Annotated in this window: 20 protein-coding genes; 15 read left to right on the plus strand and 5 right to left on the minus strand. The window is 63.6% G+C overall.

What is annotated here, in order from left to right; translation table 11 throughout:
• The first annotated feature begins 19 nt into the window (after window positions 1-19).
• The 9 genes from glpK (at window position 20) to QZ497_RS03300 (ending at window position 11,403) form a co-directional block, all read left to right on the plus strand.
• On the plus strand, window positions 20-1,525 hold the full coding sequence (glpK, locus tag QZ497_RS03260) for a glycerol kinase GlpK (RefSeq protein WP_295470981.1): 1,506 nt from the start codon (window positions 20-22) through the stop codon (window positions 1,523-1,525).
• 185 nt (window positions 1,526-1,710) lie between these two features.
• Window positions 1,711-2,466 carry a DeoR/GlpR family transcriptional regulator gene (locus tag QZ497_RS03265; RefSeq protein ID WP_295470983.1) on the plus strand — a complete coding sequence of 252 codons (756 nt, stop codon included), beginning with the start codon at window positions 1,711-1,713 and terminating at the stop codon, window positions 2,464-2,466.
• Window positions 2,467-2,653: 187 nt separating this feature from the next.
• On the plus strand, window positions 2,654-4,177 hold the full coding sequence (gene glpD, locus QZ497_RS03270) for a glycerol-3-phosphate dehydrogenase (protein WP_295470984.1): 1,524 nt from the start codon (window positions 2,654-2,656) through the stop codon (window positions 4,175-4,177).
• Window positions 4,178-4,793: 616 nt separating this feature from the next.
• Window positions 4,794-5,723, plus strand: coding sequence for a glutamate/aspartate ABC transporter substrate-binding protein (locus QZ497_RS03275; protein WP_295470986.1), 930 nt, complete (start codon window positions 4,794-4,796; stop codon window positions 5,721-5,723).
• A gap of 169 nt (window positions 5,724-5,892) precedes the next feature.
• Window positions 5,893-6,639 (plus strand): amino acid ABC transporter permease, encoded by a 747-nt coding sequence (locus QZ497_RS03280; protein WP_295470988.1) that lies wholly within the window; start codon window positions 5,893-5,895, stop codon window positions 6,637-6,639.
• Window positions 6,636-7,304, plus strand: a complete 669-nt coding sequence (locus QZ497_RS03285; RefSeq protein ID WP_295470989.1) for an ABC transporter permease subunit — start codon at window positions 6,636-6,638, stop codon at window positions 7,302-7,304. Before QZ497_RS03280 ends, QZ497_RS03285 begins: the two co-directional genes overlap by 4 nt.
• Entirely contained in the window at window positions 7,301-8,035 is a 735-nt protein-coding gene (locus QZ497_RS03290; RefSeq protein WP_295470991.1) for an amino acid ABC transporter ATP-binding protein, read from the plus strand. The genes QZ497_RS03285 and QZ497_RS03290 overlap by 4 nt, the downstream gene beginning before the upstream one ends.
• 114 nt (window positions 8,036-8,149) lie before the next feature.
• A complete protein-coding gene (locus QZ497_RS03295) occupies window positions 8,150-10,063 on the plus strand; it encodes an ATP-binding protein (protein ID WP_295470993.1) in 1,914 nt (637 codons plus the stop codon).
• A gap of 8 nt (window positions 10,064-10,071) precedes the next feature.
• Complete coding sequence (locus QZ497_RS03300; RefSeq protein ID WP_295470995.1) at window positions 10,072-11,403, plus strand: sigma-54 dependent transcriptional regulator; 1,332 nt, start codon at window positions 10,072-10,074, stop codon at window positions 11,401-11,403.
• Between the two features lie 145 nt (window positions 11,404-11,548).
• Here QZ497_RS03300 and QZ497_RS03305 read toward each other — a convergent pair whose 3' ends face one another.
• Window positions 11,549-12,199, minus strand: a complete 651-nt coding sequence (locus tag QZ497_RS03305) for a DsbA family oxidoreductase (RefSeq protein WP_295470997.1) — start codon at window positions 12,197-12,199, stop codon at window positions 11,549-11,551.
• Between the two features lie 53 nt (window positions 12,200-12,252).
• On the minus strand, window positions 12,253-13,245 hold the full coding sequence (locus QZ497_RS03310; protein ID WP_295470999.1) for an alpha/beta fold hydrolase: 993 nt from the start codon (window positions 13,243-13,245) through the stop codon (window positions 12,253-12,255).
• 219 nt (window positions 13,246-13,464) lie between these two features.
• Between QZ497_RS03310 and metR the strand changes: the two genes are divergently transcribed.
• A complete protein-coding gene (gene metR / locus QZ497_RS03315; protein ID WP_295471001.1) occupies window positions 13,465-14,382 on the plus strand; it encodes a transcriptional regulator MetR in 918 nt (305 codons plus the stop codon).
• Here metR and QZ497_RS03320 read toward each other — a convergent pair whose 3' ends face one another.
• Together QZ497_RS03320 and ddlA are read right to left on the minus strand one after the other, a co-directional pair.
• Window positions 14,383-14,790, minus strand: coding sequence for an NUDIX domain-containing protein (locus QZ497_RS03320; protein ID WP_295471002.1), 408 nt, complete (start codon window positions 14,788-14,790; stop codon window positions 14,383-14,385).
• Window positions 14,787-15,878, minus strand: a complete 1,092-nt coding sequence (gene ddlA, locus QZ497_RS03325; RefSeq protein WP_295471004.1) for a D-alanine--D-alanine ligase — start codon at window positions 15,876-15,878, stop codon at window positions 14,787-14,789. Before ddlA ends, QZ497_RS03320 begins: the two co-directional genes overlap by 4 nt.
• 365 nt (window positions 15,879-16,243) lie before the next feature.
• Here ddlA and QZ497_RS03330 point away from each other — a divergent pair, with 365 nt between their 5' ends.
• The 3 genes from QZ497_RS03330 to QZ497_RS03340 all read left to right on the plus strand — a co-directional run bounded on the left by QZ497_RS03330 (window position 16,244) and on the right by QZ497_RS03340 (window position 18,879).
• Window positions 16,244-16,612 carry a hypothetical protein gene (locus QZ497_RS03330; RefSeq protein ID WP_295471006.1) on the plus strand — a complete coding sequence of 123 codons (369 nt, stop codon included), beginning with the start codon at window positions 16,244-16,246 and terminating at the stop codon, window positions 16,610-16,612.
• Window positions 16,613-16,784: 172 nt separating this feature from the next.
• Window positions 16,785-17,939, plus strand: a complete 1,155-nt coding sequence (locus tag QZ497_RS03335) for an OpgC domain-containing protein (protein WP_295471008.1) — start codon at window positions 16,785-16,787, stop codon at window positions 17,937-17,939.
• A 157-nt stretch (window positions 17,940-18,096) separates the two neighbouring features.
• Window positions 18,097-18,879 carry a hypothetical protein gene (locus QZ497_RS03340; protein WP_295471023.1) on the plus strand — a complete coding sequence of 261 codons (783 nt, stop codon included), beginning with the start codon at window positions 18,097-18,099 and terminating at the stop codon, window positions 18,877-18,879.
• A 7-nt stretch (window positions 18,880-18,886) separates the two neighbouring features.
• Here QZ497_RS03340 and QZ497_RS03345 read toward each other — a convergent pair whose 3' ends face one another.
• On the minus strand, window positions 18,887-19,816 hold the full coding sequence (locus tag QZ497_RS03345; protein WP_295471025.1) for a LysR substrate-binding domain-containing protein: 930 nt from the start codon (window positions 19,814-19,816) through the stop codon (window positions 18,887-18,889).
• Window positions 19,817-19,933: 117 nt separating this feature from the next.
• On the opposite strand from QZ497_RS03345, the gene QZ497_RS03350 reads away from it, so the two are divergent.
• The gene (locus tag QZ497_RS03350; protein WP_295471027.1) at window positions 19,934-20,551 is read left to right on the plus strand and encodes a LysE family translocator; all 618 of its coding nucleotides are present in this window, start codon (window positions 19,934-19,936) and stop codon (window positions 20,549-20,551) included.
• 78 nt (window positions 20,552-20,629) lie between these two features.
• Window positions 20,630-23,767, plus strand: coding sequence for a transglycosylase domain-containing protein (locus QZ497_RS03355; RefSeq protein WP_295471029.1), 3,138 nt, complete (start codon window positions 20,630-20,632; stop codon window positions 23,765-23,767).
• The last annotated feature ends 24 nt before the right edge of the window (window positions 23,768-23,791 follow it).

A 23,791-nucleotide genomic window follows, 5' to 3' on the forward strand; every position in this document is an offset into this window, starting at 1 on the left:
ACCACAAAAGGCAATCGACATGACTGACGCAAAGAACAAGAACTACATCATTGCCCTCGACCAAGGTACGACCAGCTCCCGGGCTATCGTTCTTGACCGCAACGCCAACGTGGTGAGCACCGCACAAAGCGAATTCACCCAGCACTACCCACAGGGTGGCTGGGTGGAGCACGACCCCATGGAAATCTTCGCCACACAGAGCGCCTGCATGACCAAAGCCATGGCCCAGGCCGACCTGCAGCCGGGCCAGATCGCCGCCATCGGCATCACCAACCAGCGGGAAACCACCCTGGTCTGGGAAAAGGACAGCGGCCGCCCCATCTATAACGCCATCGTCTGGCAATGCCGCCGCAGTACCGAGATCTGCCAGCAGCTCAAGCGTGACGGCCTGGAAGACTACGTGCGCGATACCACGGGCCTGGTGATCGATCCCTACTTCTCGGGCACCAAGCTCAAGTGGATCCTCGACCACGTGGAAGGCAGCCGTGAACGGGCACGCCGTGGCGAGTTGCTGTTCGGCACCATCGACAGCTGGCTGATCTGGAAACTTACTGGCGGCCAGGCGCATGTCACCGACTACACCAACGCCTCGCGCACCATGCTGTTCGACATCCATAACCTGCGTTGGGACGACCGCATGCTCGACGTGCTGGATATCCCCCGCGAGATGCTGCCGACCGTCAAGGGTTCGTCGGAAGTCTACGGCCACACCCGCAGCGGCATTCCGATCGCCGGCATCGCCGGTGACCAGCAGGCGGCCCTGTTCGGCCAGATGTGCGTGGAACCCGGCCAGGCCAAGAACACCTACGGCACCGGTTGCTTCCTGCTGATGAACACCGGCAGCACCGCCGTCAAATCCACTCACGGCCTGCTCACCACCATCGGTTGCGGCCCACGCGGCGAAGTGGCCTACGCCCTCGAAGGCGCCGTGTTCAACGGCGGCTCCACCGTGCAATGGCTGCGTGACGAACTGAAGGTGGTCAACGAGGCGCTGGACACCGAGTACTTCGCCAGCAAGGTCAAGGACAGCAACGGCGTCTATCTGGTACCCGCCTTTACCGGCCTGGGCGCCCCGTACTGGGACCCCTATGCCCGTGGCGCACTGTTCGGCCTGACCCGCGGCGTGAAGATGGACCACATCATCCGCGCCACCCTGGAATCGATTGCCTTCCAGACCCGCGACGTGCTCGATGCCATGCAGAGCGATGCTGGCGAGCGCCTCAAGGGCCTGCGCGTAGACGGTGGCGCAGTGGCCAACAACTTCCTCATGCAGTTCCAGGCCGACATTCTTGGCACTCAGGTCGAGCGGCCACACATGCGTGAAAGCACGGCGTTGGGCGCGGCGTTCCTGGCGGGCCTGGCCACCGGTTTCTGGAGCAGCCTGGACGAACTGCGCGACCGCACGGGCATCGAGCGGGTCTTCGAACCGGACATGGCTGAAGCCGAACGCGAAGAGCGCTACTCCGGCTGGCAGAAGGCGGTAGAGCGCACCCGCGACTGGGCGCCCCACGATAACCAAGGCTGAGTATCGTCAGCGGACAAGACCCAAGGTGCGAGGCGACTCGCGCCCTGGGTCCATCCAACCACAGGGTCGCCACACCAAACGATTGCGCGCGTCATGCACGGGCGCACTCGCGACACTCGACATGACAGGCAGGGTATCGGTGGGTCATGATTGCGCCATTTGCACAAGGTGCCTGAAGGACCACCATGAACCTGCCTCCCCGCCAGAAACAGATCCTCGAGCTGGTCCGCGAACGCGGCTACGTCAGTATCGAGGAACTGGCCACCCTGTTCGTCGTCACGCCCCAGACTATCCGCCGTGATATCAACCAGCTTGCGGAAATGAACCTGCTGCGTCGCTACCATGGCGGCGCCGCCTACGATTCGAGCATCGAAAACACCGCCTACGCCATGCGTGCCGACCAGATGCGCGATGAAAAGCAACGCATTGCCGAAGCCGTTGCCGCGTTGATCCCGGACAACGCCTCGCTGTTCATCAACATCGGCACCACCACCGAAAGCGTCGCCCGCGCCCTGCTCAACCACAGCAATCTGAAAATCATCACCAACAACCTGCACGTGGCCGCCACGTTGAGTGCCAAGGACGACTTCGAAGTGCTGGTCGCCGGTGGCAACGTGCGCCGCGACGGCGGCGTGGTCGGCCAGGCCAGCGTCGACTTCATTGGCCAGTTCAAGGTCGATTTTGCCCTGGTGGGCATCAGCGGTATCGATGAAGACGGCAGCCTGCTGGACTTCGACTACCAGGAAGTGCGGGTATCCCAGACCATCATCGCCAACGCCCGGCAGGTGATCCTCGCCGCCGACTCCAGCAAGTTCGGGCGCAACGCCATGGTGCGGCTGGGCCCGATCAGCCTCATCGACTACCTGGTCACCGACGCACCGCCCATGCCAGCCCTGCAACAGCTGCTGGTGCAGCACAAGATCCGCCTGGAAGTCGCCTGATCCACGCCCCCGGTGCAGCCTCTGCACCGGTCAGAAATGTTCGATTTTTTTCTTTTCTATCGACCCGATTAAGGTTTTTGATGAACACCGACTAGATGCAGGCTTTTTGTTGCGTTATGATTTTCGGAAATGAACATTGATGTTCGATTTCGTCCTTAGCGCTCGATTATGCTCCCGGAGGCCACCGATGACCGACATGACCGCGCATGCTCCATCGCCTGACCAGATCTATGATATCGCCGTGATCGGCGGCGGTATCAACGGTGTAGGCATCGCTGCCGATGCCGCCGGCCGAGGCCTGTCGGTGTTTCTCTGTGAGCAGGACGACCTGGCCAGCCATACCTCTTCGGCCAGCAGCAAGCTGATTCATGGTGGCCTGCGCTATCTGGAACACTACGAGTTTCGACTGGTTCGCGAAGCACTCGCCGAACGCGAAGTGCTGCTGGCCAAGGCGCCGCATATCGTCAAGCCCATGCGTTTCGTACTGCCGCATCGCCCGCACCTGCGCCCGGCGTGGATGATCCGCGCAGGCATGTTTCTGTATGACAACCTGGGCAAACGCGAAAAGCTACCGGCCTCGCGCACGATCAACTTCGGTGCCGACAGCCCGCTCAAACCGGCCATCACCCGCGGTTTCGAATATTCCGACTGCTGGGTGGATGACGCGCGCCTGGTGGTCCTCAACGCCATGTCGGCCCGTGAGCATGGCGCGCAAATCCATACCCGTACCCGCTGCACCAGCGCACGACGCAATGACGGTGTCTGGCACGTCGACCTGCAACGCCGCAACGGCGAAGTCTTTTCGATTCGCGCCCGCGCCCTGGTCAACGCGGCGGGCCCTTGGGTCGCGCGGGTCATCCGGGAAGATCTGAAACTGGATTCGCCGTATGGCATTCGCCTGATCCAGGGCAGCCACCTGATCGTGCCGCGCCTGTATGAAGGCGAACACGCGTTCATTCTGCAGAACGAAGACAAACGTATCGTTTTCACCATCCCGTACCTGGATCAGTTCACCATCGTCGGCACCACCGACCGCGAGTACCAGGGCGATCCGTCGAAGGTGAAGATCACCGACCAGGAGATGGATTACATCCTTCAGGTCGCCAACGACCACTTCAAGCGCCAGCTCACCCGCGACGACGTGCTCAATACCTATTCCGGTGTTCGCCCGCTGTGCAACGACGAGTCCGACAACCCGTCGGCCATCACCCGGGACTACACCCTTTCACTCAGCGACAGCGGCGGCCAGGCCCCGATCCTTTCCGTGTTTGGCGGCAAGCTCACCACCTACCGCAAACTGGCCGAGTCGGCGATGTCGCAACTGGCGCGCTGGTTCCCGCAGATGAAACCGGCCTGGACCGCCAGTGCCCCGCTGCCAGGCGGTGAACAGCCATTGCAGGCCAGCGAACTGACCCAGCGCCACCCATGGCTGCCTGCCAGCCTGGCGCAACGCTGGGCACGCACCTATGGCACCCGTAGCTGGCAATTGCTGGAAGGTGCCACCAGCCTGGAGGACCTGGGCGAGGAATTCGGCGCGGGACTGTACGCCCGGGAAGTGCGCTACCTGCGCGATCAGGAGTGGGCCGTTGAAGCCGATGACATTGCCTGGCGGCGCACCAAGCTGGGTCTGTTCCTCAGCGCCGAGCAGTGCAACGCATTGCAGACCTGGCTGGCCGAACACAGCCGCACCACTGAAACCGTCGCGGCCTGAGCGTAATCGTACGCATCCTGCCCGGCCCGCCTCACGGTCGGGCAGGATTTTCGCCTGCCAAAAGCCAGATTCCCCACCGAACCAGTGAAAGCGGCTTCAGCCGCGAAGCGACCGCCCGTTCAAGACAGATGCGGTGAGCTTCCTGGCGCTTTCGCGGCTAAAGCCAATACTGGTCAGTTAAGCGCTTTGCAGCTTTAGTGGGAGCGAGCTTGCTCGCGAAAAGCTGGCAAAGTCGCTGCATCTGTTGTGAACGTGACGCCGCCTTCGCGAGCAAGCTCGCACGGACTGACCAGCATTGCGGCTAGAGCCGACTCCACCTGCATCCCCTCCCTTCCAGCCAGCCCTCCCCGCCATTCGGATTTCCGAACGCAACTGCCCCGCCGGTTCGGTTTCCCGGACGACAAATGCCGTCAGAAAGCCGAACAATAAAAATAAAACCCTATAAATCAACAAGATAACCAATCGACCCAGTCTGGCACGAGTCATGCTCTACACTCATCGTCGACCGCTTCAACATCAAGGCATGTGTCTAGCTAGCGCCGTTGGAGCATTCGTTGAGATGTGGCCAGACCACAGCTCGGCCATCCGAATAAAAAATGAAGTCGAGGATTCATCGATGCGTATCGTTCCCCAGTTGTTGGGCGCAGCCGTTGCTGCTGCCGCTCTGCTCAGCACTCCAGTCTCCGCCGCCGAACTGACCGGCACACTGAAGAAGATCAAGGATTCAGGCACCATCACCCTCGGTCACCGCGACGCGTCCATTCCGTTCTCCTACATCGCAGACGCTTCCGGCAAGCCAGTGGGCTACTCTCACGACCTGCAGATTGCCGTTGTCGAAGCGCTGAAGAAGCAGCTGGACGTTCCGAACCTCAACGTTCGCTACAACCTGGTGACTTCGCAGACCCGCATCCCGCTGGTACAGAACGGCACGGTCGACCTGGAGTGCGGTTCGACCACCAACAACGCCGAGCGCGCCCAGCAGGTCGACTTCTCGGTCGGCATCTTCGAAATCGGCACCCGCCTGCTGACCAAGGTCAAGGACGGTCAACCGGCCTACAAGGACTTCGAAGACCTGAAAGGCAAGAACGTGGTGACCACCGCCGGCACCACCTCCGAGCGCATTCTCAAGGCCATGAACGCCGAGAAGCAGATGGGCATGAACATCATCTCGGCCAAGGACCACGGCGAATCCTTCCAGATGCTGGAGTCGGGTCGTGCGGTCGCCTTCATGATGGACGACGCCCTGCTGGCTGGCGAAATGGCCAAGGCCAAGAAGCCTACCGACTGGGTGGTGACCGGTACGCCACAGTCCTACGAGATCTACGGCTGCATGGTTCGCAAGGACGACCCGGCCTTCAAGAAGGCCGTCGATGACGCCATTGTCGCGGTGTACAAGTCGGGCGAGATCAACAAGATCTACGACAAGTGGTTCCAGCAACCCATCCCGCCGAAGGGCCTGAACCTGCAATTCCCGATGAGCGAAGAACTGAAGAAGCTGATCGCCGAGCCTAACGACAAGCCAGCCCCTGAGAAAGCCAAGGGCTGATCGGCCGCTGTTACCCGGGTGGCCATGCTGCCCGGGATCTCCAAACACACGCAGCAGCAAGCCCCTGGCGGAGCCAATGGTGGCTTTGACGTACACACGAGCCTGAACGGATTCGAGCGATGCGCATGCGTGCATTTCGGTCGATATAGAACAAGAGGGGGAGACCCTGATGAATTACAACTGGGACTGGGGCGTGTTCTTCAAGTCCACTGGTGTCGGTGACGAGACCTACATCGACTGGTACGTCTCCGGCCTGGGCTGGACCATAGCCATTGCCCTCGCCGCCTGGATCATCGCACTGGTGCTGGGTTCGATTCTCGGCATCATGCGCACCGTACCGAACCGCCTGGTATCGGGCATCGCCACGGCCTACGTGGAGCTGTTCCGCAACGTGCCGCTGCTGGTGCAACTGTTCATCTGGTACTTCCTGGTACCCGACCTGCTGCCCGAGGGCCTGCAGGAGTGGTACAAGCAAGACCTCAACCCGACGACCTCGGCGTTCATCAGCGTGGTGATCTGCCTCGGCCTGTTCACCGCCGCGCGGGTCTGCGAACAGGTACGCACCGGTATCGAAGCCTTGCCGCGCGGTCAGGAATCGGCGGCCCGGGCCATGGGTTTCAGCCTGCCGCAGATCTACTGGAACGTGCTGCTGCCACAAGCCTACCGCATCATCATTCCGCCGCTGACCTCCGAATTCCTGAACGTGTTCAAGAACTCCTCGGTGGCCTCGCTGATCGGCCTGATGGAGCTGCTGGCCCAGACCAAACAGACCGCCGAGTTCTCGGCCAACCTGTTCGAAGCCTTCACCCTGGCGACGCTGATCTACTTCACCTTGAACATGAGCCTGATGCTGCTCATGCGCCTGATCGAGAAGAAAGTCGCCGTGCCCGGCCTGATTTCCGTAGGGGGTAAATGATGGACTTCACCGGAATCATCCCTGCCCTTCCGGCGTTGTGGAATGGCATGCTCATGACCCTTCAGCTGATGGTCATGGGCGTGATCGGCGGTATCGCCCTGGGCACCGTGCTGGCGCTGATGCGCCTGTCGTCCAGCAAGCTGCTGTCGAACCTCGCTGGCGCCTACGTCAATTACTTCCGCTCCATCCCGCTGCTGCTGGTCATCACCTGGTTCTACCTGGCGGTGCCCTTCGTGCTGCGCTGGATCACCGGCGAAGACACCCCGGTGGGCGCGTTCACCTCCTGCGTCGTGGCCTTCATGATGTTCGAGGCGGCGTACTTCTGCGAGATCGTGCGTGCCGGCGTGCAGTCGATCTCCAAAGGCCAGATGGGCGCTGCCAAAGCGCTGGGCATGACCTACGGCCAGATGATGCGCCTGATCATCCTGCCCCAGGCCTTCCGCAAGATGACCCCGCTGCTGCTGCAGCAGAGCATCATCCTGTTCCAGGACACCTCGCTGGTCTACACCGTGGGCCTGGTCGATTTCCTCAACTCCGCCCGCGCCAGCGGCGACATCATCGGCCGTGCCAACGAGTTCCTGGTCTTCGCCGGTGTCGTGTACTTCATCATCAGCTTCGCCGCCTCGCGCCTGGTCAAGCTCCTGCAGAAAAGGTTCGCCGTATGATCACCATCAAGAATGTCAACAAGTGGTATGGGGACTTCCAGGTACTGACCGATTGCAGCACCGAGGTCAGCAAGGGTGAAGTGGTGGTGGTATGCGGCCCGTCCGGTTCCGGCAAATCGACGCTGATCAAGTGCGTCAATGCCCTGGAGCCGTTCCAGAAAGGCGACATCATCGTCGACGGCACTTCCATCGCCGACCCCAAGACCAACCTGCCCAAGCTGCGCTCGCGGGTCGGCATGGTGTTCCAGCACTTCGAGCTGTTCCCGCATCTGTCGATCGTCGAGAACCTGACCATCGCCCAGATCAAGGTACTGGGCCGCAGCAAGGAAGAAGCCACCGAGAAGGGCCTGAAACTGCTCGATCGCGTCGGCCTGTCGGCGCATGCGCACAAGTACCCAGGCCAGCTTTCCGGCGGCCAGCAGCAGCGTGTGGCGATCGCCCGTGCGCTGGCCATGGACCCGATCGTCATGCTGTTCGACGAACCGACCTCGGCGCTGGACCCGGAAATGGTCAACGAAGTGCTCGACGTGATGGTGCAGCTGGCCCACGAAGGCATGACCATGATGTGCGTGACCCACGAGATGGGCTTCGCCCGCAAGGTGGCCAACCGGGTGATCTTCATGGACAAGGGGCAGATCATCGAGGATTGCGCCAAGGAAGAGTTCTTCGGTGACGTGTCGGCCCGCTCCGACCGCGCTCAGCAGTTCCTGGCCAAGATCCTTCAACACTGACAGGTGGCCCGGCAGCACCGCTGATCGGCGCTGCCGGGCCAACCTGCCTGCACCTGCAAAACGCTGAACCCACGGCCCGCCCCACGGGCCGCTGGCCGCTCCGGGACGACTGTGATGAAATGCGACCCCCCTCTTCCTCGCGCCGCACCACCATCACTCATCGTGAAGCCCCGTCTGATCCGTCAACTGTTCCTGCCGCCGCTGATCCTCATCCTGGTCATCGTTTTGGGCTATGCCGCCTACCGGGTCAGTGAGCACTACGGCATCCAGACCCTCAGCGAAAGCGGTGCCCGCCAGCTGGAACTGCATGCGCGCACCGTCGAAAGCGAAATCAGCAAGTACACCTACCTGCCGAGCATCCTCGAACTGGAGGACAGCGTTAGCGAGTTACTCAGGGAACCGTCCCCTGAACTGCAGAACCAGGTCAACGGCTACCTGGAAGGCCTGAACCGCCGCAGCCGCAGCCGGGCCATCTACGTGCTGGACACCACCGGCCGGGTGCTGGCCACCAGCAACTGGCGCGACAGCGACAGCTACCAGGGCGAAGACCTGTCGTTCCGCGCCTACTTCCAGGACGCCATCCGCGGCCAGCCAGGGCGCTTCTACGGCATCGGCACCACCACCGGCGAGTCTGGCTATTACCTGGCCCACGGTCTGGAAGACAAGGGCCGCATCATCGGCGTGGCAGTGGTCAAGGTACGCCTGGAAACCCTCGAAGAACGCTGGCAGCGGGCACGCCTGGAGGCCTTCGTCAGCGATGAGAACGGCATCATCATCCTGTCCAGCGACCCGACCCGCCGGCTTAAATCGGTACGCCCGCTCAACGAGGGGCTCAAGGAGCGCCTGGCGCGCAGCCTGCAGTACTACTGGTGGCCGCTCAACGAGCTGGTGCCGCTGGAGCGTCACACCCTGACCGAAGGCGTCGAGGAGCTGACTTTCCCGGCCAATGCCAGTGTCGACCAGGAACACACCCAGGTCAGCTACCTGGCACAGACCCGCCAACTGGCCGACACGCCCTGGCACCTGACCCTGCTCACGCCGCTGGAAGACCTGCGCCGCGAGGCGGCCAACCAGGGCATGCTGGTGGCGGTGGCCTGCGCTCTGGTGACCTTCCTGCTGATCGCCTGGAACGAGCGGCGCAAGGTGATCGCCACCCGCCTCGCCGCCCGTGAGGCGTTGCAGGCCGCCAACGATGAGCTGGAGCGCAAGATCGCCGAGCGTACCGACCACCTGCGCGCCAGCAACGAGCGCCTCAAGGCGCAGATCCGCGAGCGCCGTCAGGCCGAGGAAACCCTGCGCAAGGCCCAGGACGAACTGGTGCAGGCTGGCAAGCTGGCGGCCATCGGGCAGATGTCCACCAGCATCGCCCACGAACTCAACCAGCCCCTGGCGGCCCTGCGCACCCTGTCGGGCAATACCGTGCGTTTCCTGGAACGCGGCGCGCTGGACACCGCCAGCACCAACCTGCGCACCATCAACGACCTGGTCGACCGCATGGGGCGCATCACCGCCAGCCTGCGCGCCTTTGCCCGGCGTGGCGAAGACAAGGGCCAGGCGCAGTTGAGCAAGGCCGTGGAGGCCGCCCTGCAACTGCTGGCCGGGCGCCTGGAAAATCATTCCCTGGCCCTGCACAGCGACTTCGTCGACGCGACCCTGGGCATCGACCAGACCCGCCTGGAGCAGATTCTCGTCAACCTGATCGGCAACGCCCTGGACGCGACCCAGGCCCAGCCACTGCCCGAACTGTGGCTGGAAGGCCAGGTGCTCGACGAGCGCTACCGCCTGTGCGTGCGCGACAACGGCCACGGCATCGACAGCGAAGCGCGCAAGCATCTGTTCGAACCCTTCTTCACCACCAAGCCGGGCGAACAGGGCCTGGGGCTGGGCCTGACCCTGTCGGCCAGCCTGGCCGCCGCCGCCGGCGGCAGCTTGAGCGCCGAGCACCCGGACAACGGCACGGTGTTCATCCTCAGCCTGCCGGTGATCGCCGGCACCGCCCCCGAACCTCGCACCGAAGCCCCCACATGAGAGCTGCCATGAACATCAACCATGACCTGACAGTACTGATCGTCGAGGACGACCCTCATGTGTTGCTCGGCTGCCAACAGGCGCTGGCGCTGGAAGATATCGCCAGCGAAGGCGTCGGCAGCGCCGAAGAAGCCCTGGCGCGGGTCGGCGAGCAGTTCGCCGGCATCGTCATCAGCGATATCCGCCTGCCGGGTATCGACGGCCTGGAACTGCTGGGCCGTCTCAAAGCCATCGACCCCAGCCTGCCGGTGGTGCTGATCACCGGGCACGGCGATATCTCCATGGCGGTCAACGCCATGCGCAATGGCGCCTACGACTTCATGGAGAAGCCCTTTTCCCCGGAACGCCTGGTAGATGTCACCCGCCGCGCCCTGGAACAGCGCGGCCTGGCCCGGGAAGTCTGGGCACTGCGTCGGCAATTGGCCGAGCGCGACAGCCTGGAGGGCAAGATCATCGGTCGTTCGCCGGCCATGCAGAATCTGCGCGAGCTGATCGCCAACGTTGCCGACACCTCGGCCAACGTGCTGATCGAAGGCGAAACCGGCACCGGCAAGGAACTGGTCGCCCGCTGCCTGCACGACTTCAGCCGGCGCCGCGAGCAGCAGTTCGTGGCGCTGAACTGCGGTGGCCTGGCAGAAAGCCTGTTCGAGTCGGAAATCTTCGGCCACGAAGCCAATGCCTTCACCGGTGCCGGCAAACGGCGCATCGGCAAGATCGAACACGCGCACAAGGGCACGCTGTTTCTCGATGAAGTGGAAAGCATGCCGATTCCGCTGCAGATCAAGCTGCTGCGCGTCCTGCAGGAACGCACCCTGGAGCGCCTGGGTTCGAACCAGAACGTCGAGGTGGATTGCCGGGTGATCGCCGCCACCAAGTTCGACCTCAACGAGTCGAGCAAGGCCGGGCAGTTTCGCAGCGACCTGTACTACCGCCTCAACGTGGTGACCCTGGAACTGCCGCCACTGCGCGAACGCCGCGAAGACATCCTGCAACTGTTCGAGCATTTCCTGCAGCTCTCGGCACTGCGCTTCGACCGCGAGCCCCGAGAGATCGACCGCCAGACCCTGTCGAGCCTGATGAGCCATGACTGGCCGGGCAACGTGCGCGAGCTGCGCAACGTCGCCGAGCGTTATGCCCTGGGCCTGCCGGCCTTCAAGCACAGCGCTGCGGGTGGAGCGGAAAGCCCGCGCCTGAGCTTCTCCGAGGCGGTGGAAGCGTTCGAGAAGAACCTGCTCAGCGAAGCCCTGCAGCACAGCGGCGGCAACCTCAGCCAGGCCAGCCAGGAACTGGGCATGGCCAAGACCACGCTGTTCGACAAGGTCAAGAAATACGGCCTTTGACCCTGCTGAGGGTCTGGCAGGTCGGCTAGCGGCGTCAGCCGTGAGGCTGACTCCCGCTCACCGTGGATCGCGTGCTGTGTGCCGGCCTGTTCGCGGTTGAAGCCGCTGCCTCCGATGAGAAATTCGGCAACTGTCTGTGGCTCACTCAGCCCGGGCTCTTGGCGAGAATCTGGCGTATCGCGTCGACGAACACCTCTACCGGTTGCCCGCCGCTGATGCCGTACTGGTCATTGAACACGATGGTCGGCACCGAACTGACCCCACGGCCAACCCAGAGCTGTTCAGCCTCGCGCACCTCAGCGGCGAACTCGTCAGACGCCAGGATCTGCTCGGCGCGATGGCGATCCAGGCCGGCACGCTCGGCCAGTTCCGCCAGGGTGTCGATATCCGAAGGGTTTCTCAGGTCGCTGAAGTAGGCCTGGAACAGCAGGTTCTTCAAGGCATGCTGGCGGCCTTCCAGCTCGGCCCAGTGCAGCAGGCGATGCGCGTCGAAGGTGTTGTAGATGCGCCGCTCGCCCTGGGCGAAATCGAAGCCCAGCTCGGCGCCGCGGCTGCGAATGGTCTGGTGAATGGCCTCGATCTGCGCCGGGGTAGAGCCGTATTTCTCGGCGATGTGCTCCTTGATGTCCTGCCCTTCGGCAGCCATGCGCGGGTTGAGCTCGAAGGGCTGGAAATGCAGCTGTGCATGCACCTCGCAGCCCAGTTCTGCCAAGGCCTGTTCAAGCGCGCGCAGGCCGATCACGCACCAGGGGCAGGAAACGTCGGAAACGAAATCGATCTTCAGGGTTTGGCTCATCGCAAAGCACCGCGTGGCAGGAACGAGACGACCACCATACACCCGGTACGCCGTCAAAGCTGCGCCATGTTGCGTACATCATCATGCTGAGCGCGCAGGTAAGGCAGCACGGCGGCCAGCAATGGCGCCTTGAACGCCTCCTGGAAGCGGTGTGCGAAACCGGGGATCAACCGCAGCTGGCTGCCACGAATGTGCGCGGCCAGGTGCACGCCATGCATCACCGGCAACAAGGGGTCGGCGGTGCCATGCACCACCAGGGTCGGCACGCGCAGGCGGTCGAGCAAGGCCACGCGGCTGGGCTCGGCGAGAATCGCGGCGATCTGACGCTTGACGCCTTCCGGATTGAACGCGCGGTCGTAGGCGATGGCCGCCTGCTGCAGGAGCTTGCTGCGATCGTCCTTCACCTGTGGGCTGCCCAAGGCAGCGAGCAGGTCGGCCTGCTGCTCCAGCGCGGCCTCGCGATTCGGCGCGCTGCGCCGGGCCAGCAGTTGCAGCAAGGCCGCCTTGGGCATCGGCAGCCCTTCGGCACCGGAGCTACTCATCACCAGGGTCAGGCTCTCGACCCGCTGCGGGGCCTGGTCGGCCAGGTGCTGGGCGATCATGCCGCCCATGCTGGCACCCAGCACATGAAAACGGCGCACCTGCAGATGGTCCATCAGCCCCAGCGCGTCATCGGCCATGTCGCTCAGCGAGTAAGGCGCCGACACCGGCAGACCCAGCTTGAAGCGCAGCACCTCGAAGCCCAGGTTCACTTCGGAGACCGGCCTTACCCAGGTGGACAGGCCGACATCGCGGTTGTCGTAGCGGATCACCCGAAAACCTTGTTCGCACAGCGCCATCACCACTTCGTCAGGCCAGTGGATCAACTGCCCACCCAGGCCCATGACCAACAGCAGCGCCGGGTCGCTCGGCTCGCCGATGCTCTGGTAGGCGATACGCACGTCCTTGAGTGTGGCCGTCTGCACAGGCACATCGACATTGCATTTCGCGGCAGCAAAAGAGGGCAGGCCGCAAAGCAGGGCGGCCAGAAAAAAGAACACGCGCATTGGAAGAAACACCGAAAAACAGATCCCCAGTTGGCCGCCAGTCTGATGATGTTTTCCCGGTCGCGCTGCCACATTCAGGTGACAGTTTGATGACCCAGGACGAATGGCATGCACGTGATTGCCCAAGGGCGGGTCGGCAGGCACTCGACAGACGCAGGAACATGAGAGAAACTCACGAACTTTACCTTTTCATACGAATTTATTTCACGGAGCGTCACCGTGCTGGAAATCCGCCACCTCAAGACCCTGCATGCGCTGCGCGAGGCTGACAGCCTGGTAGAGGCCGCCGAGCGCCTGCACCTGACCCAGTCGGCGCTGTCGCACCAGTTCAAGGAGCTGGAAGAGCGCCTGGGCATGGCGCTGTTCGTGCGCAAGACCAAGCCGGTGCGGTTCACCAGCGCGGGGCTGCGCCTGCTGCAACTGGCCGACTCGGTATTGCCGCAACTGCGCAGCGCCGAACGCGACCTGGCGCGCCTAGCCGGTGGCACGGCCGGCCGGCTGCACATGGCCATCGAATGCCACAGCTGCTTCCAGTGGCTGATGCCGACCATCGACCAGTTCCGCGATGCCTGGCCAGAGGTGGAACTGGACCTGTCGTCGGGGTTCTCCTTCGCTCCCCTGCCCGCCCTGGCACGTGGCGACCTCGACCTGGTGGTAACCTCCGACCCGCTGGAACTGGCTGGCCTCACCTACGTGCCGTTGTTCACCTATGAAGCCATGCTGGCGGTGGCCAACCAGCATGCGCTGGCCAACCGGCCGTACATCGTGCCGGAAGACCTGCTCAACGAAACGCTGATCACCTACCCCGTGGAACGCGACCGCCTGGACATCTTCACCCGCTTCCTGGAGCCCGCCGACGTCGAGCCGGCCCAAGTGCGCACCTCGGAACTGACAGTGATGATGATGCAGTTGGTCGCCAGCGGCCGTGGTGTGTGCGGTCTGCCGCACTGGGCGCTGCACGAATACAGCTCGCGGGGCTATGTGCGCGCCAAGCGGCTGGGCGAGAAGGGCCTGTTCGCCACCCTGTATGCGGCAGTGCGCACCGACATGCTCGATGCGCCCTACATGCGCGACTTCCTGCTGACCGCCAAGGACACTTCGTTCTCGACCCTCGACGGCGTCAGCGCGGTGCGCTGATCAGGCCGGCTGCAGCGTTGGCCAGTAAGCCGGGAGAATCAGGTCGCGGGTCAGTGGTGCCAGTTCCAGGGCCGCACAGGCCTGGGCATCGACCCAGAGCGCTTCCTCGATCTCGGCGGCGGGCGCTACCGGCGCCCGACACTCGACACGAAACAGCTGGCAACGCACGCTGAACCCCGGCTCATTAGCCGCCGGGGCCGAAAATTCGCCGATGAAGGCTGCCTGCGCGGGGTCGACGCGCAACGCCAGTTCTTCTTCCAGTTCGCGGACCAACGCCTGCACCGCCGGCTCGCCCGGCTCGATCTTGCCGCCGGGCTGCATGAAGGCCCGAGTGCCGCGCTTGCGCACCAGCAGGGTCTTGCCGTCTTCACCCACCAGCAGCGCAGCGGCGATATCAATGATCTTCACAGGCTGATCTCCCGTTTCAGCCGGCGCGCTTCTTCACCGCGCTCCTGGGCCAGGTCGATCAGGCGGTCGATCAGCCCGGCGTAGGTCAGGCCGCTGGCCTGCCACAGCTTGGGGTACATGCTGATGGACGTGAAACCGGGAATGGTGTTGACCTCGTTGATGGCGATGCCGCCTTCATCGGTGACGAAGAAGTCGACCCGCGACAAGCCCGCGCAACCGAGCACGCGATAGGCCTGCAAGGCCACCTCACGCACCTGGCCCGCCAGTTGCTCAGGCAACTGCGCAGGGATGTCGGTACGCGCTTGGCCGTCGTTGAGGTACTTGGTGTCGTAGGCGTAGAACTCGTCGTTGGCGACCACTTCGCCGCATACGCTGACTTCCGGCTGGCGGTTGCCGAGCACCGCGCACTCCACCTCGCGCCCGAGCATGCCCTGCTCGACCAGCACCTTGTGGTCGTATTCGAAGGCCAGCGCCAGCGCGGCCTGGAAACCCGCCGCGTCGACCACCTTGCTGACGCCCACCGAAGAGCCCTGGCTGGCCGGCTTGACGAACATCGGTACGCCCAGTTGCGCCGAGGCGGTGGCGAAGTCCAGAGACTCACCGCGCTCCACTACCAGGAATGGCGCCACATTGATGCCGGCATCACGCAGCAGGCGCTTGGTCACGTCCTTGTCCATGCACGCCGCAGAGGCCAGCACGTCAGGACCGACGCAGGGAATCGCCAGCATGCGCAGCAGGCCCTGCAGGGCGCCGTCTTCACCGAAGGCACCGTGGATCAAGGGAAATACCACATCGATGCGCGGCAGGCGCTGGCCCGACTCCACTTCGAAGAACTGCGCCGCATCGCTGCCTGGCAGCAAGGCCAGCTGGCGCCCCGCCTGGCTCAGCGCAATCTTTGCCGGGTCCTGCGCATTGACCAGGTAATCGCTCTCTTCAAAGCGCAGCCAGTGGCCCTGCTTGTCGATGCCGATCAGTGTCAGGTCGTAGCGGGTACGGTCGATGGCCTTGATGACATTGCGTGCCGACTGCAAGGACACTTCATGCTCGCTGGACTGCCCGCCGAACATGATGGCGACTGATGTTTTCAAAGCGCGGTACTCCTGATTTTTCAGGCCGCGAAGATAAAAGCAATGCCGGGGGGAGTCCAGAGGTCCGACCGTCGCAGTCGGCAAAAGCCTTGAAAAAGATGCCGGACGGTCGGTCGCCGAAGGCTGGCAGACCACCGGAGCATTGAAAGCGCTGCGCGCCATCAAGCGCGCCCAGACCGAACGGTGTTGATAGAAAACCCGGTTGTCGCTAAGGTTTGGCCCACTTTGCCAAACAGCTCCACGACCGACGGAACGGCGCGCGAGAGGCATCGAGTGAGACCGCCGCCCGGCTGATCCTGACCCGCCTCAGGGGTGTCCGTGCCAGTGCCTGCGGTACACGATACTCCTCCCCTGCAGGATTCCCCATGTCCGATACCAGTACCCGCTATGAACTCCCCCAGCACGCCTATGTCCGCCTGATCGAAGCCCGCGACTCCTTGCGGTTGCTGGACAGCTACGTGAACAAGACCGATGTGCTGTGCAACCCGTCGATGCTGGTGGGTTATGTCTCGATGTTGCAAAGCGCGCTGCAGGAGGTGATCGCCGCCAGCAGGCCGACGGCCCCCGACGAGCCGTTCATGCGCAAGGCAGACGAACTGGGCTTCGTTGCATTGAACCCCAAGGAGCAGGCATTGATCGAACACCTGCGCTGGACCAGCCTGCAAGGCCGTGAGGATGTCTACGCCATGGCCGAACGCATCCGTCACATCAAGCCCTGGGTGATGGAGCGCTGAGCCGGGGCTCTGGTACGCCTGTTTCTGAGACATTCTGCAATAGCGCGCTTTTGCTTTTTGCGTAGAATCCGGCGACCCTCCCGTGCCCCCAACAACCCTGACTGACGGTAGGCAACCAAGGCCCTCGCTCGCCTGTCTTCTTAATCACCGACTTTTGCAAGAGCCCACCGTTATGACTAACGGACGCGATCACCGTATCGACTTCTTTCGCGGCCTGGCGCTGATCTTCATTTTCTGGGATCACGTGCCGGACAACCCGCTGGCGCAACTGACCGTGCGCAACTTCGGTTTCAGCGATGCTGCCGAGATCTTCGTGTTCCTCGCCGGCTACGCCTCGATCCTCGCCTACGGGCGCATCCACGCTCGCGACGGCTGGCTGGTGTCGAGTCTGCGCATCCTGCGCCGTACCTGGGTGCTGTATGTAGTGCACATCTTCCTGCTGACCCTGCTGATGGGCATGGTGTTCATCGCCAACGAACATGTCGACACCCGTGACATGATCCAGCAGATGGGCCTGCAGCACTTCGTCGGCAACCCGCAGCAGGCCCTAGCCGATGAGTTGCTGCTGCGCTTCAAGCCCAACCTCACCGACCCACTGCCGCTGTACATTCTGCTGTTGCTGGCGCTGCCGCTGTACCTACCGCTGATGTTGCGGCGCATCGAGCTGGCGGTGCTGCTGTCGGTGGCGCTGTACATGATGGTGCCGCTGTACGGCTGGAACCTGCGCGCCTACGAAGGCGGCGGCGTGTGGTACTTCAACCCGGTGGCCTGGCAACTGGTGTTCGTGCTGGGCGGCGCCCTGGCGCTGTACAACCAGCGCCCGCGCCAGCCCGACCCGCGCCCGCTGAGCCAGCAGCCACTGTTCGCCCTGGCCTCGGTTTACCTGGTGATCGCCGGGGTGCTGACCTTCAGCGAGAAATGGCCGGCCGTACATAGCGCCGTCGTCGCCAGCCTGCAGCTGGAACATCTCTACCCGATCAGCAAGACCGACCTGGCGCCCGTGCGTCTGTTGCACTTCCTCGCGCTGGTCTATGTGGTCGCTCGGCTGCTGCCACGCGAGGCAGCCTGGCTGAACAACGGGCTGGCCCGGCAGACCTGCCTGTTGGGCCGCCACTCTCTGGAAGTCTTCTGCCTTGGCGTGCTGCTGGCGCCCATGGCCGATGCCGCCAACGCCCTGGCTGGCGACACCTGGCCGATGCAGGTCTGCACCGCGCTGATTGGCCTGGCCCTGATGGTGCTGCTGGCCAACGGGCTGGAATTCAATAAACGCCTGGACAGCGGCAAGGTGGCGCAAAAGGCCGAGAAGTTGCGCACCGTGTCGGATTGATTCATGTGCGCTGGCCAGTCCGGGCCGACCTCGCCAGCGCGCATCGACCACGACCGGTTCACACTCCGCCATTTCCAGGAAAACGCCTACAGAGTGTTCAGGCCAAGTTCCCCGGGCATTTGCCGTCAACATGGCAAATAGCAACGAGAACAACGCCATGCAGATCACTGCCCCGAACACCTTACAGTCCATCATTCCAGCGCCTCAGCCCGGCCCTCAACGAGTGCCGCAGGCAGAAGCGTCATTCGATGAGGCGCCACAGCCACCGGCGCTATCGTTGATCGATGCCTGGCCGGGCAGCTCCTTTCCCCGTGTGCTGCCGCCGACCTTGAGCGCACACCAACAACCCGCTCGGACTTCGCACACCTTCTACCAACGCCAGGAGGCCCCTTGGCGTGATGCCTCCAGTGTCGTTGCGCAGGACCAGCGGTGGTTTGGCAGTGCCGATGAGACGAGCCGGGCGTCCTATCTGAACAAGGTCATCGAACGCTCCAACCAAGCCGTGCATCGGGCTTACGAAGTTTCTTACGAGTTTCGCCAGCAGTTGCCCTTTCTCAACCCAGAGCTTGCCAGCAAGCACTTTGGCTTCACCCTCGGCCCTGATCAGCGTATCCAGGTCACCGACCCGGACGGCGTGCTGACACCCGCCGAAATGAGCTACCTGAGCGAAAAACTGAACGCCCTGGAGTCGCTGCAGCAGGCGGTTCGCGAGCACGCGCGTACGGTGCTGGAACTGGTCGATCACCTGACCGAGAAATTCGCTGGCGGTTACCAGATAGACCTGAGCAACTACCACCGGATCATCGACTACGGGCAGATCTTCACGCGCAACACGATTGGCAACTTCATGGACACTTGGGCCTGGCAGGTCATGCTCCATGCCGAACCACGGGATGACACCCAGGAACCGCGCGGTAACCAAATCGACCTTCAGGCCTGAGCGCCGGTCACGCTCGAAGCGGCAACCACTCCAGCCCCCCATCCGGACACGCCGGCAGTTGCTCCAGCAGATAATCGCGCAGTACGCGCATCTGCCGGGCCTTGGGGCTGGACTTGAGCCACACCAGGTCATAGCCCTGCCCTGTGGCCACGGCCTGCCTGAACGGCAGGCGCAGTTGCCCATTGCTGATCTCGCTACCGGCCAGAAACAGGTCGACCACTGAAATACCCAACCCCTGGGCGGCAGCGCTGATGCCTTGGTCGAGGGTATCGAACAGTTGCCCGCGGCGCAGGTCGACGTGCCTGCCGCTGCCCACACGGGCCAGCCAGCGCTGCCAGTCACGACGGTCGCGGGTCGCGTGCAGCAGCTCCAGACGCCCGAGCACGGCAAGCTCAGGCTCCGGGTCTGGCAGGTAATCGGGATGACACACCGGCACCAGCCATTCCTCGAACAGCCGACAGTGCTCGACGTCCGCCGGGTAATGCCCATCACTCAGGAGGATCGCGCAGTCGTAGGGCTCGGTATAGAAGTCCACGGTGTCGACATCCATCCACACGCTGGACAGCTGCACTTCGCAGCTCTGCCCGGCCTGCCGAAAGCGATCCAGGACCTTGAGCAGCCAGCGCATGGTCAGCGTCGAGGGCGCCTTGAGGCGCAGGCGCTGACGGTCACTGCGCAGCAGCGTGCAGGCATCGTCGATGAGCTTGAAACCGGCCTTGAGAGGCTCGGCCAGCATTCGCCCCTGCTCGGTCAGACGCAGGCGCGGGCCGTGACGCTCGAACAGCTCGCAATCGAACAGCGACTCCAGGTTGCGCACATGGTGACTCACCGCACTCTGGGTCACCGACAGTTCCTGTGCCGCCTTGCTGAACGACCCGTGGCGGGCGGCGATTTCGAAAGCGCGCAGGGCATAAAGCGCTGGAATCCGTTCGGTCATAAAGGCATCCATCATGAGTTGAACTCATAGTAGGTCAGAAGCCAACGCGTTTTACAACGCGGCACCGGGCCTCGAAAATTCGCACCTCACCTCTTCCCGTTGAATGAATGACGCGCCGTGAATACTGCCTTGATCCTGAGCTACACACTGACTGTGCTATTGCTGATCGCCACGCCCGGCCCGGTGGTGGCTCTGGTAACCCACACCGCCAGCCAGAGCGGCACCCGGCGCGCCATGACCACCTTGCTGGGTACCAACCTCGCGTCACTGGCGCTGATCGGCGCCGCCGCCTGGATCATCGTCAGCAGCGCCGCGCTGGACGTGCGCCTGCTCAATGCGCTGAGCGTGCTGGGCTGCCTGTTCATGGCCTGGCTGGGCCTGGGAACCCTGCGCGGGGCGAGGGGTAGCGACCACGCCGAGCCTGCTTCGATCAACAGCCAGGGAGGCTGGCTGCAAGGCTTTCTGACCGGCATCGCCAACCCCAAGGACATCGTGTTTTTCCTCGCCTTCTTTCCGCAGTTCCTGCAGGTCACCAGCCGCCTGGAAAGCAGCCTGTTGCTGCTGGTGCTGATCTGGGTGGTCCTCGACCTGGCGGTGCTCAGCGCCTGGATCCTGCTTGCCGTCCAACTGACCCGGCGCGGCGCCGGGCGCCTGGTCAGGCTGGGCTCCGCCACGGCCCTGCTGCTGATTGCGGTGGTCGGCCTGGCCTACAACCTGAGCGCGGTGTGGCGCTGAAGACAATTTCCTCCACCGCTCTGAACCAGCGTCTAAGCTTGTGACAAGTGCGTTTGAAAAGGCCGGGGCCAGTCGATCATGGGCGTATTACGGCATTCCGATACCGGTCCGAAAGAGACCGACACCGCACCTGAACAAGAGACTCGCGTGCAACCTGCCCCGCGCCGCAAGCGTTACGGCTGGCGAGTATTCTGGGTACTGGCGATCATGGGGGGTGTGGCGCTGGGCGTCGCCATCGTGCAGGAAACCCGCAGCTCGCGTCTGCAGGCCCGAGAAATCAGTCGCTTTGCTGCGACCCTCACCTGGTCGCTGCAGCCAGGCCCCACCGACCAGAAAATCTACCCCGGCGACGGCCCCTTCGACAGGCGCCTGGGTTATTCGGCAATGGACCGATTCCTGGAGCGCCTGCTCAAGCGCGACTACCTCATCAGTGCACAGGCACGCTTCTCTCCCGAGCTGATGCGCTACACCGAGCACGGTTTCTTCGTGCCTTACGAGGAGAAGATCCAGGCCGGCCTGACCATCACCGACTGCCGTGCACAGCCCTTGTACCGCTTCGATTATCCGCAACAGCTGTACCAGAGCTTCAACGACATCCCACCGCTGGTGGTGCACAGCCTGCTGTTCATCGAGAACCGCAACCTGCTCGATCCGCAGCAACCTTTGGCCAACCCGGCCGTGGATTGGCCGCGCTTCGTCAAGGCAGCCTGGTCGCAGGTCGCCAAGCTGCTGGCCCTGCCCGGCCAGTCGGCCGGCGGCAGCACGCTGGCCACGCAGCTGGAGAAGTATCGCCACTCCCCCGACGGCCTGACCTTGAATGGCGGCGAAAAGCTGCGGCAGATGTTCTCGGCCAGCGTGCGTGCCTATCAGCAGGGCGAACAGACCCTCGATGCCCGCCAGCACGTGGTGCGCGATTACCTCAACAGCGTGCCGCTTTCCGCCGTGCCCGGTCATGGCGAGGTACACGGCCTGGCCGAAGGCCTGCGGGTATGGTTCGGTGCCGACTTCGAGACCACCAACCAGCGCCTGCGCGACCCGGCCGATACCACCAAGGCGCTGGCCTCCAAAGCCGTGGCGCTGCGCGAAGTGCTGTCGCTGGTGATCGCCCAGCGCCGCCCTTCGTACTATCTGGCCAAGGGACGCGCTGAACTGGCCGAACTCACCGACAGCCATATTCGCGTACTGACCGATGCCGGTGTCATCGACCGCCGCCTGGCCGATGCCGCCCTGGCCGCCCAGGTGACTTACCGCGACTGGGACCAGCAACCGACCTGGCAGCCCATGGAAGGCAACAAGGGCATCAACGTGGTGCGCACCCGCCTGTCGAACATGCTCGACCGGCCGCTGTACGACCTCGACCGCCTGGATCTTTCCGCCAGCACCACCCTGCAGGGCGAGCTGCAGGACAAGGTCACCCAGTACCTGCGCGACCTGGCCGACCCGAAATTCGCCGCCAGCCTGGGGCTGATCGGCGACCGCCTGCTGACCCCGGCGAGCACCGGCGAGGTGCGCTACAGCTTCACCCTGTTCGAACGCAGCGCGGATGGCTTTCGGGTCAGGATTCAGACCGACAGCACCGACCAGCCGTTCGACATCAACGAGGGCAGCAAGCTGGAACTGGGCTCCACCGCCAAGCTGCGCGTACTGACCACTTACCTGGAAATCATCGCCGAGCTGCATCAGCGCTACGCCGGTATGAGCGTGGCGCAACTGCGCAAGGTGCCGGTGGAGGAACCTGACCTGCTGACCCGCTGGGCGCTGGACTACCTGGTACGCACACCAGACCGCGACCTGTCGCAGATGCTCTCTGCGGCGCTGGACCGTCGCTACTCGGCCAGCCCCGGCGAAGCCTTCTTCACCGGTGGCGGCCTGCACCGCTTCAACAACTTCCGCCGCGAAGACAACGGCCGCCTGCCGACCCTGCGTGAATCGCTGCGCGAGTCGATCAACCTGCCATTCGTGCGCCTGATGCGCGACGTGGTGCGCTACAGCACCTACCAGGCGCCGGGCAACAGCGCCGAGCTGCTCAAGGACGACAAGGACCCACGCCGCCAGGAATACCTGAGCCAGTTCGCCGACCGTGAAGGCCGTGTGTTCCTGCTGCGCTTCTGGAAGCGCTACAAGGACAAGAACAGCCAGGAACGTCTCGACACCTTCCTCGACGGGGTAAGGCCCATGGCCTCGCGGCTGGCGGCGGTGCACCGTTACCTGCTGCCGGCCGCCGACCAGGCCACCTTCGACAGTTTCGTGCGTGCCCACCTGCCGGACAGCGAACGCGCCAAGGTGAGCGACAAGCGCCTGGCCGAGATGTATCGAAGCTACGGCCCCGGCGCCTACGACCTGCCAGACCAGGGCTACATCGCGCGTGTCCATCCCTTGGACCTGTGGCTGGTGGGCTACCTGCTGAAGCACCCGCAGGCGCAGTTCGGCGATGCCGTGGCGGCCAGTACCTACGAACGCCAGGAGGTGTACAGCTGGCTGTTCAAGAGCCGGCACAAGAGCGCCCGCGACAGCCGCATTCGAACCATGATGGAAGTCGAGGCATTCCTCGACATCGAACAGCGCTGGCAGCGCCTGGGCTATCCCTTCGACCACCTGGTGCCCTCGCTGGCTACTGCGCTGGGCAGTTCCGGCGATCGCCCGGCCGCGCTGGCCGAGCTGATCGGCATCATCCAGAACGACGGCATTCGCCTGCCGACCGTGCGTATCGACAACCTGCACTTCGCCGAGGGCACACCCTACGAAGCCCAACTGATCAGCAACCCGCAACTGGGCAAGCGCGTCATGGAACCCGAAGTGGCGCGGGCCATGCGCGAGGCGCTCTCGGAAGTGGTCGATGGCGGCACCGCCAGGCGTATCCAGGGCAGTTTCGTGCTGCACGATGGCACGCCGGTGGTGATGGGCGGCAAGACCGGTACCGGTGATAACCGCATCCAGAGCTTTGGCTCGGGCGGTCATGTGTTGCAGTCACGGGCCCTCAACCGCACCGCCACCTTCGTGTTCTACCTGGGCGACAACCACTTCGGCACCCTCACCGCCTATGTGCCGGGCCGCGCCGCCGAAGGCTTCCGCTTCACCTCGGCCCTGCCGGTGCAGGTGCTCAAGGGCATGGCGCCCTTCCTCACCCCGTACCTCGAGGAACACGGCCAGGCCATGTGCGGCAAGCCGAGCGCGCCGCCGGTAAAGGATGGCGTACTCAGCGCCGCCCTGCGCTGAGGCCCCAATAAAAATGCGAATGAG

Source organism: uncultured Pseudomonas sp. (assembly GCF_913777995.1).
GTDB lineage: Bacteria > Pseudomonadota > Gammaproteobacteria > Pseudomonadales > Pseudomonadaceae > Aquipseudomonas.

Excerpts from the sequence above, each read along its gene's own strand:
- QZ497_RS03305 (WP_295470997.1), bottom strand. The coding sequence starts at position 12,199 with ATGAGCCAAACCCTGAAGATCGATTTCGTTTCCGACGTTTCCTGCCCC.
- QZ497_RS03285 (WP_295470989.1), top strand. The coding sequence starts at position 6,636 with ATGATGGACTTCACCGGAATCATCCCTGCCCTTCCGGCGTTGTGGAAT.
- QZ497_RS03345 (WP_295471025.1), bottom strand. The coding sequence starts at position 19,816 with ATGACCGAACGGATTCCAGCGCTTTATGCCCTGCGCGCTTTCGAAATC.
- QZ497_RS03335 (WP_295471008.1), top strand. The coding sequence starts at position 16,785 with ATGACTAACGGACGCGATCACCGTATCGACTTCTTTCGCGGCCTGGCG.
- QZ497_RS03310 (WP_295470999.1), bottom strand. The coding sequence starts at position 13,245 with ATGCGCGTGTTCTTTTTTCTGGCCGCCCTGCTTTGCGGCCTGCCCTCT.
- glpK (WP_295470981.1), top strand. The coding sequence starts at position 20 with ATGACTGACGCAAAGAACAAGAACTACATCATTGCCCTCGACCAAGGT.
- QZ497_RS03275 (WP_295470986.1), top strand. The coding sequence starts at position 4,794 with ATGCGTATCGTTCCCCAGTTGTTGGGCGCAGCCGTTGCTGCTGCCGCT.
- QZ497_RS03290 (WP_295470991.1), top strand. The coding sequence starts at position 7,301 with ATGATCACCATCAAGAATGTCAACAAGTGGTATGGGGACTTCCAGGTA.
- glpD (WP_295470984.1), top strand. The coding sequence starts at position 2,654 with ATGACCGACATGACCGCGCATGCTCCATCGCCTGACCAGATCTATGAT.
- QZ497_RS03295 (WP_295470993.1), top strand. The coding sequence starts at position 8,150 with ATGAAATGCGACCCCCCTCTTCCTCGCGCCGCACCACCATCACTCATC.
- QZ497_RS03340 (WP_295471023.1), top strand. The coding sequence starts at position 18,097 with ATGCAGATCACTGCCCCGAACACCTTACAGTCCATCATTCCAGCGCCT.
- QZ497_RS03330 (WP_295471006.1), top strand. The coding sequence starts at position 16,244 with ATGTCCGATACCAGTACCCGCTATGAACTCCCCCAGCACGCCTATGTC.
- QZ497_RS03280 (WP_295470988.1), top strand. The coding sequence starts at position 5,893 with ATGAATTACAACTGGGACTGGGGCGTGTTCTTCAAGTCCACTGGTGTC.
- QZ497_RS03355 (WP_295471029.1), top strand. The coding sequence starts at position 20,630 with ATGGGCGTATTACGGCATTCCGATACCGGTCCGAAAGAGACCGACACC.
- QZ497_RS03300 (WP_295470995.1), top strand. The coding sequence starts at position 10,072 with ATGAACATCAACCATGACCTGACAGTACTGATCGTCGAGGACGACCCT.
- QZ497_RS03265 (WP_295470983.1), top strand. The coding sequence starts at position 1,711 with ATGAACCTGCCTCCCCGCCAGAAACAGATCCTCGAGCTGGTCCGCGAA.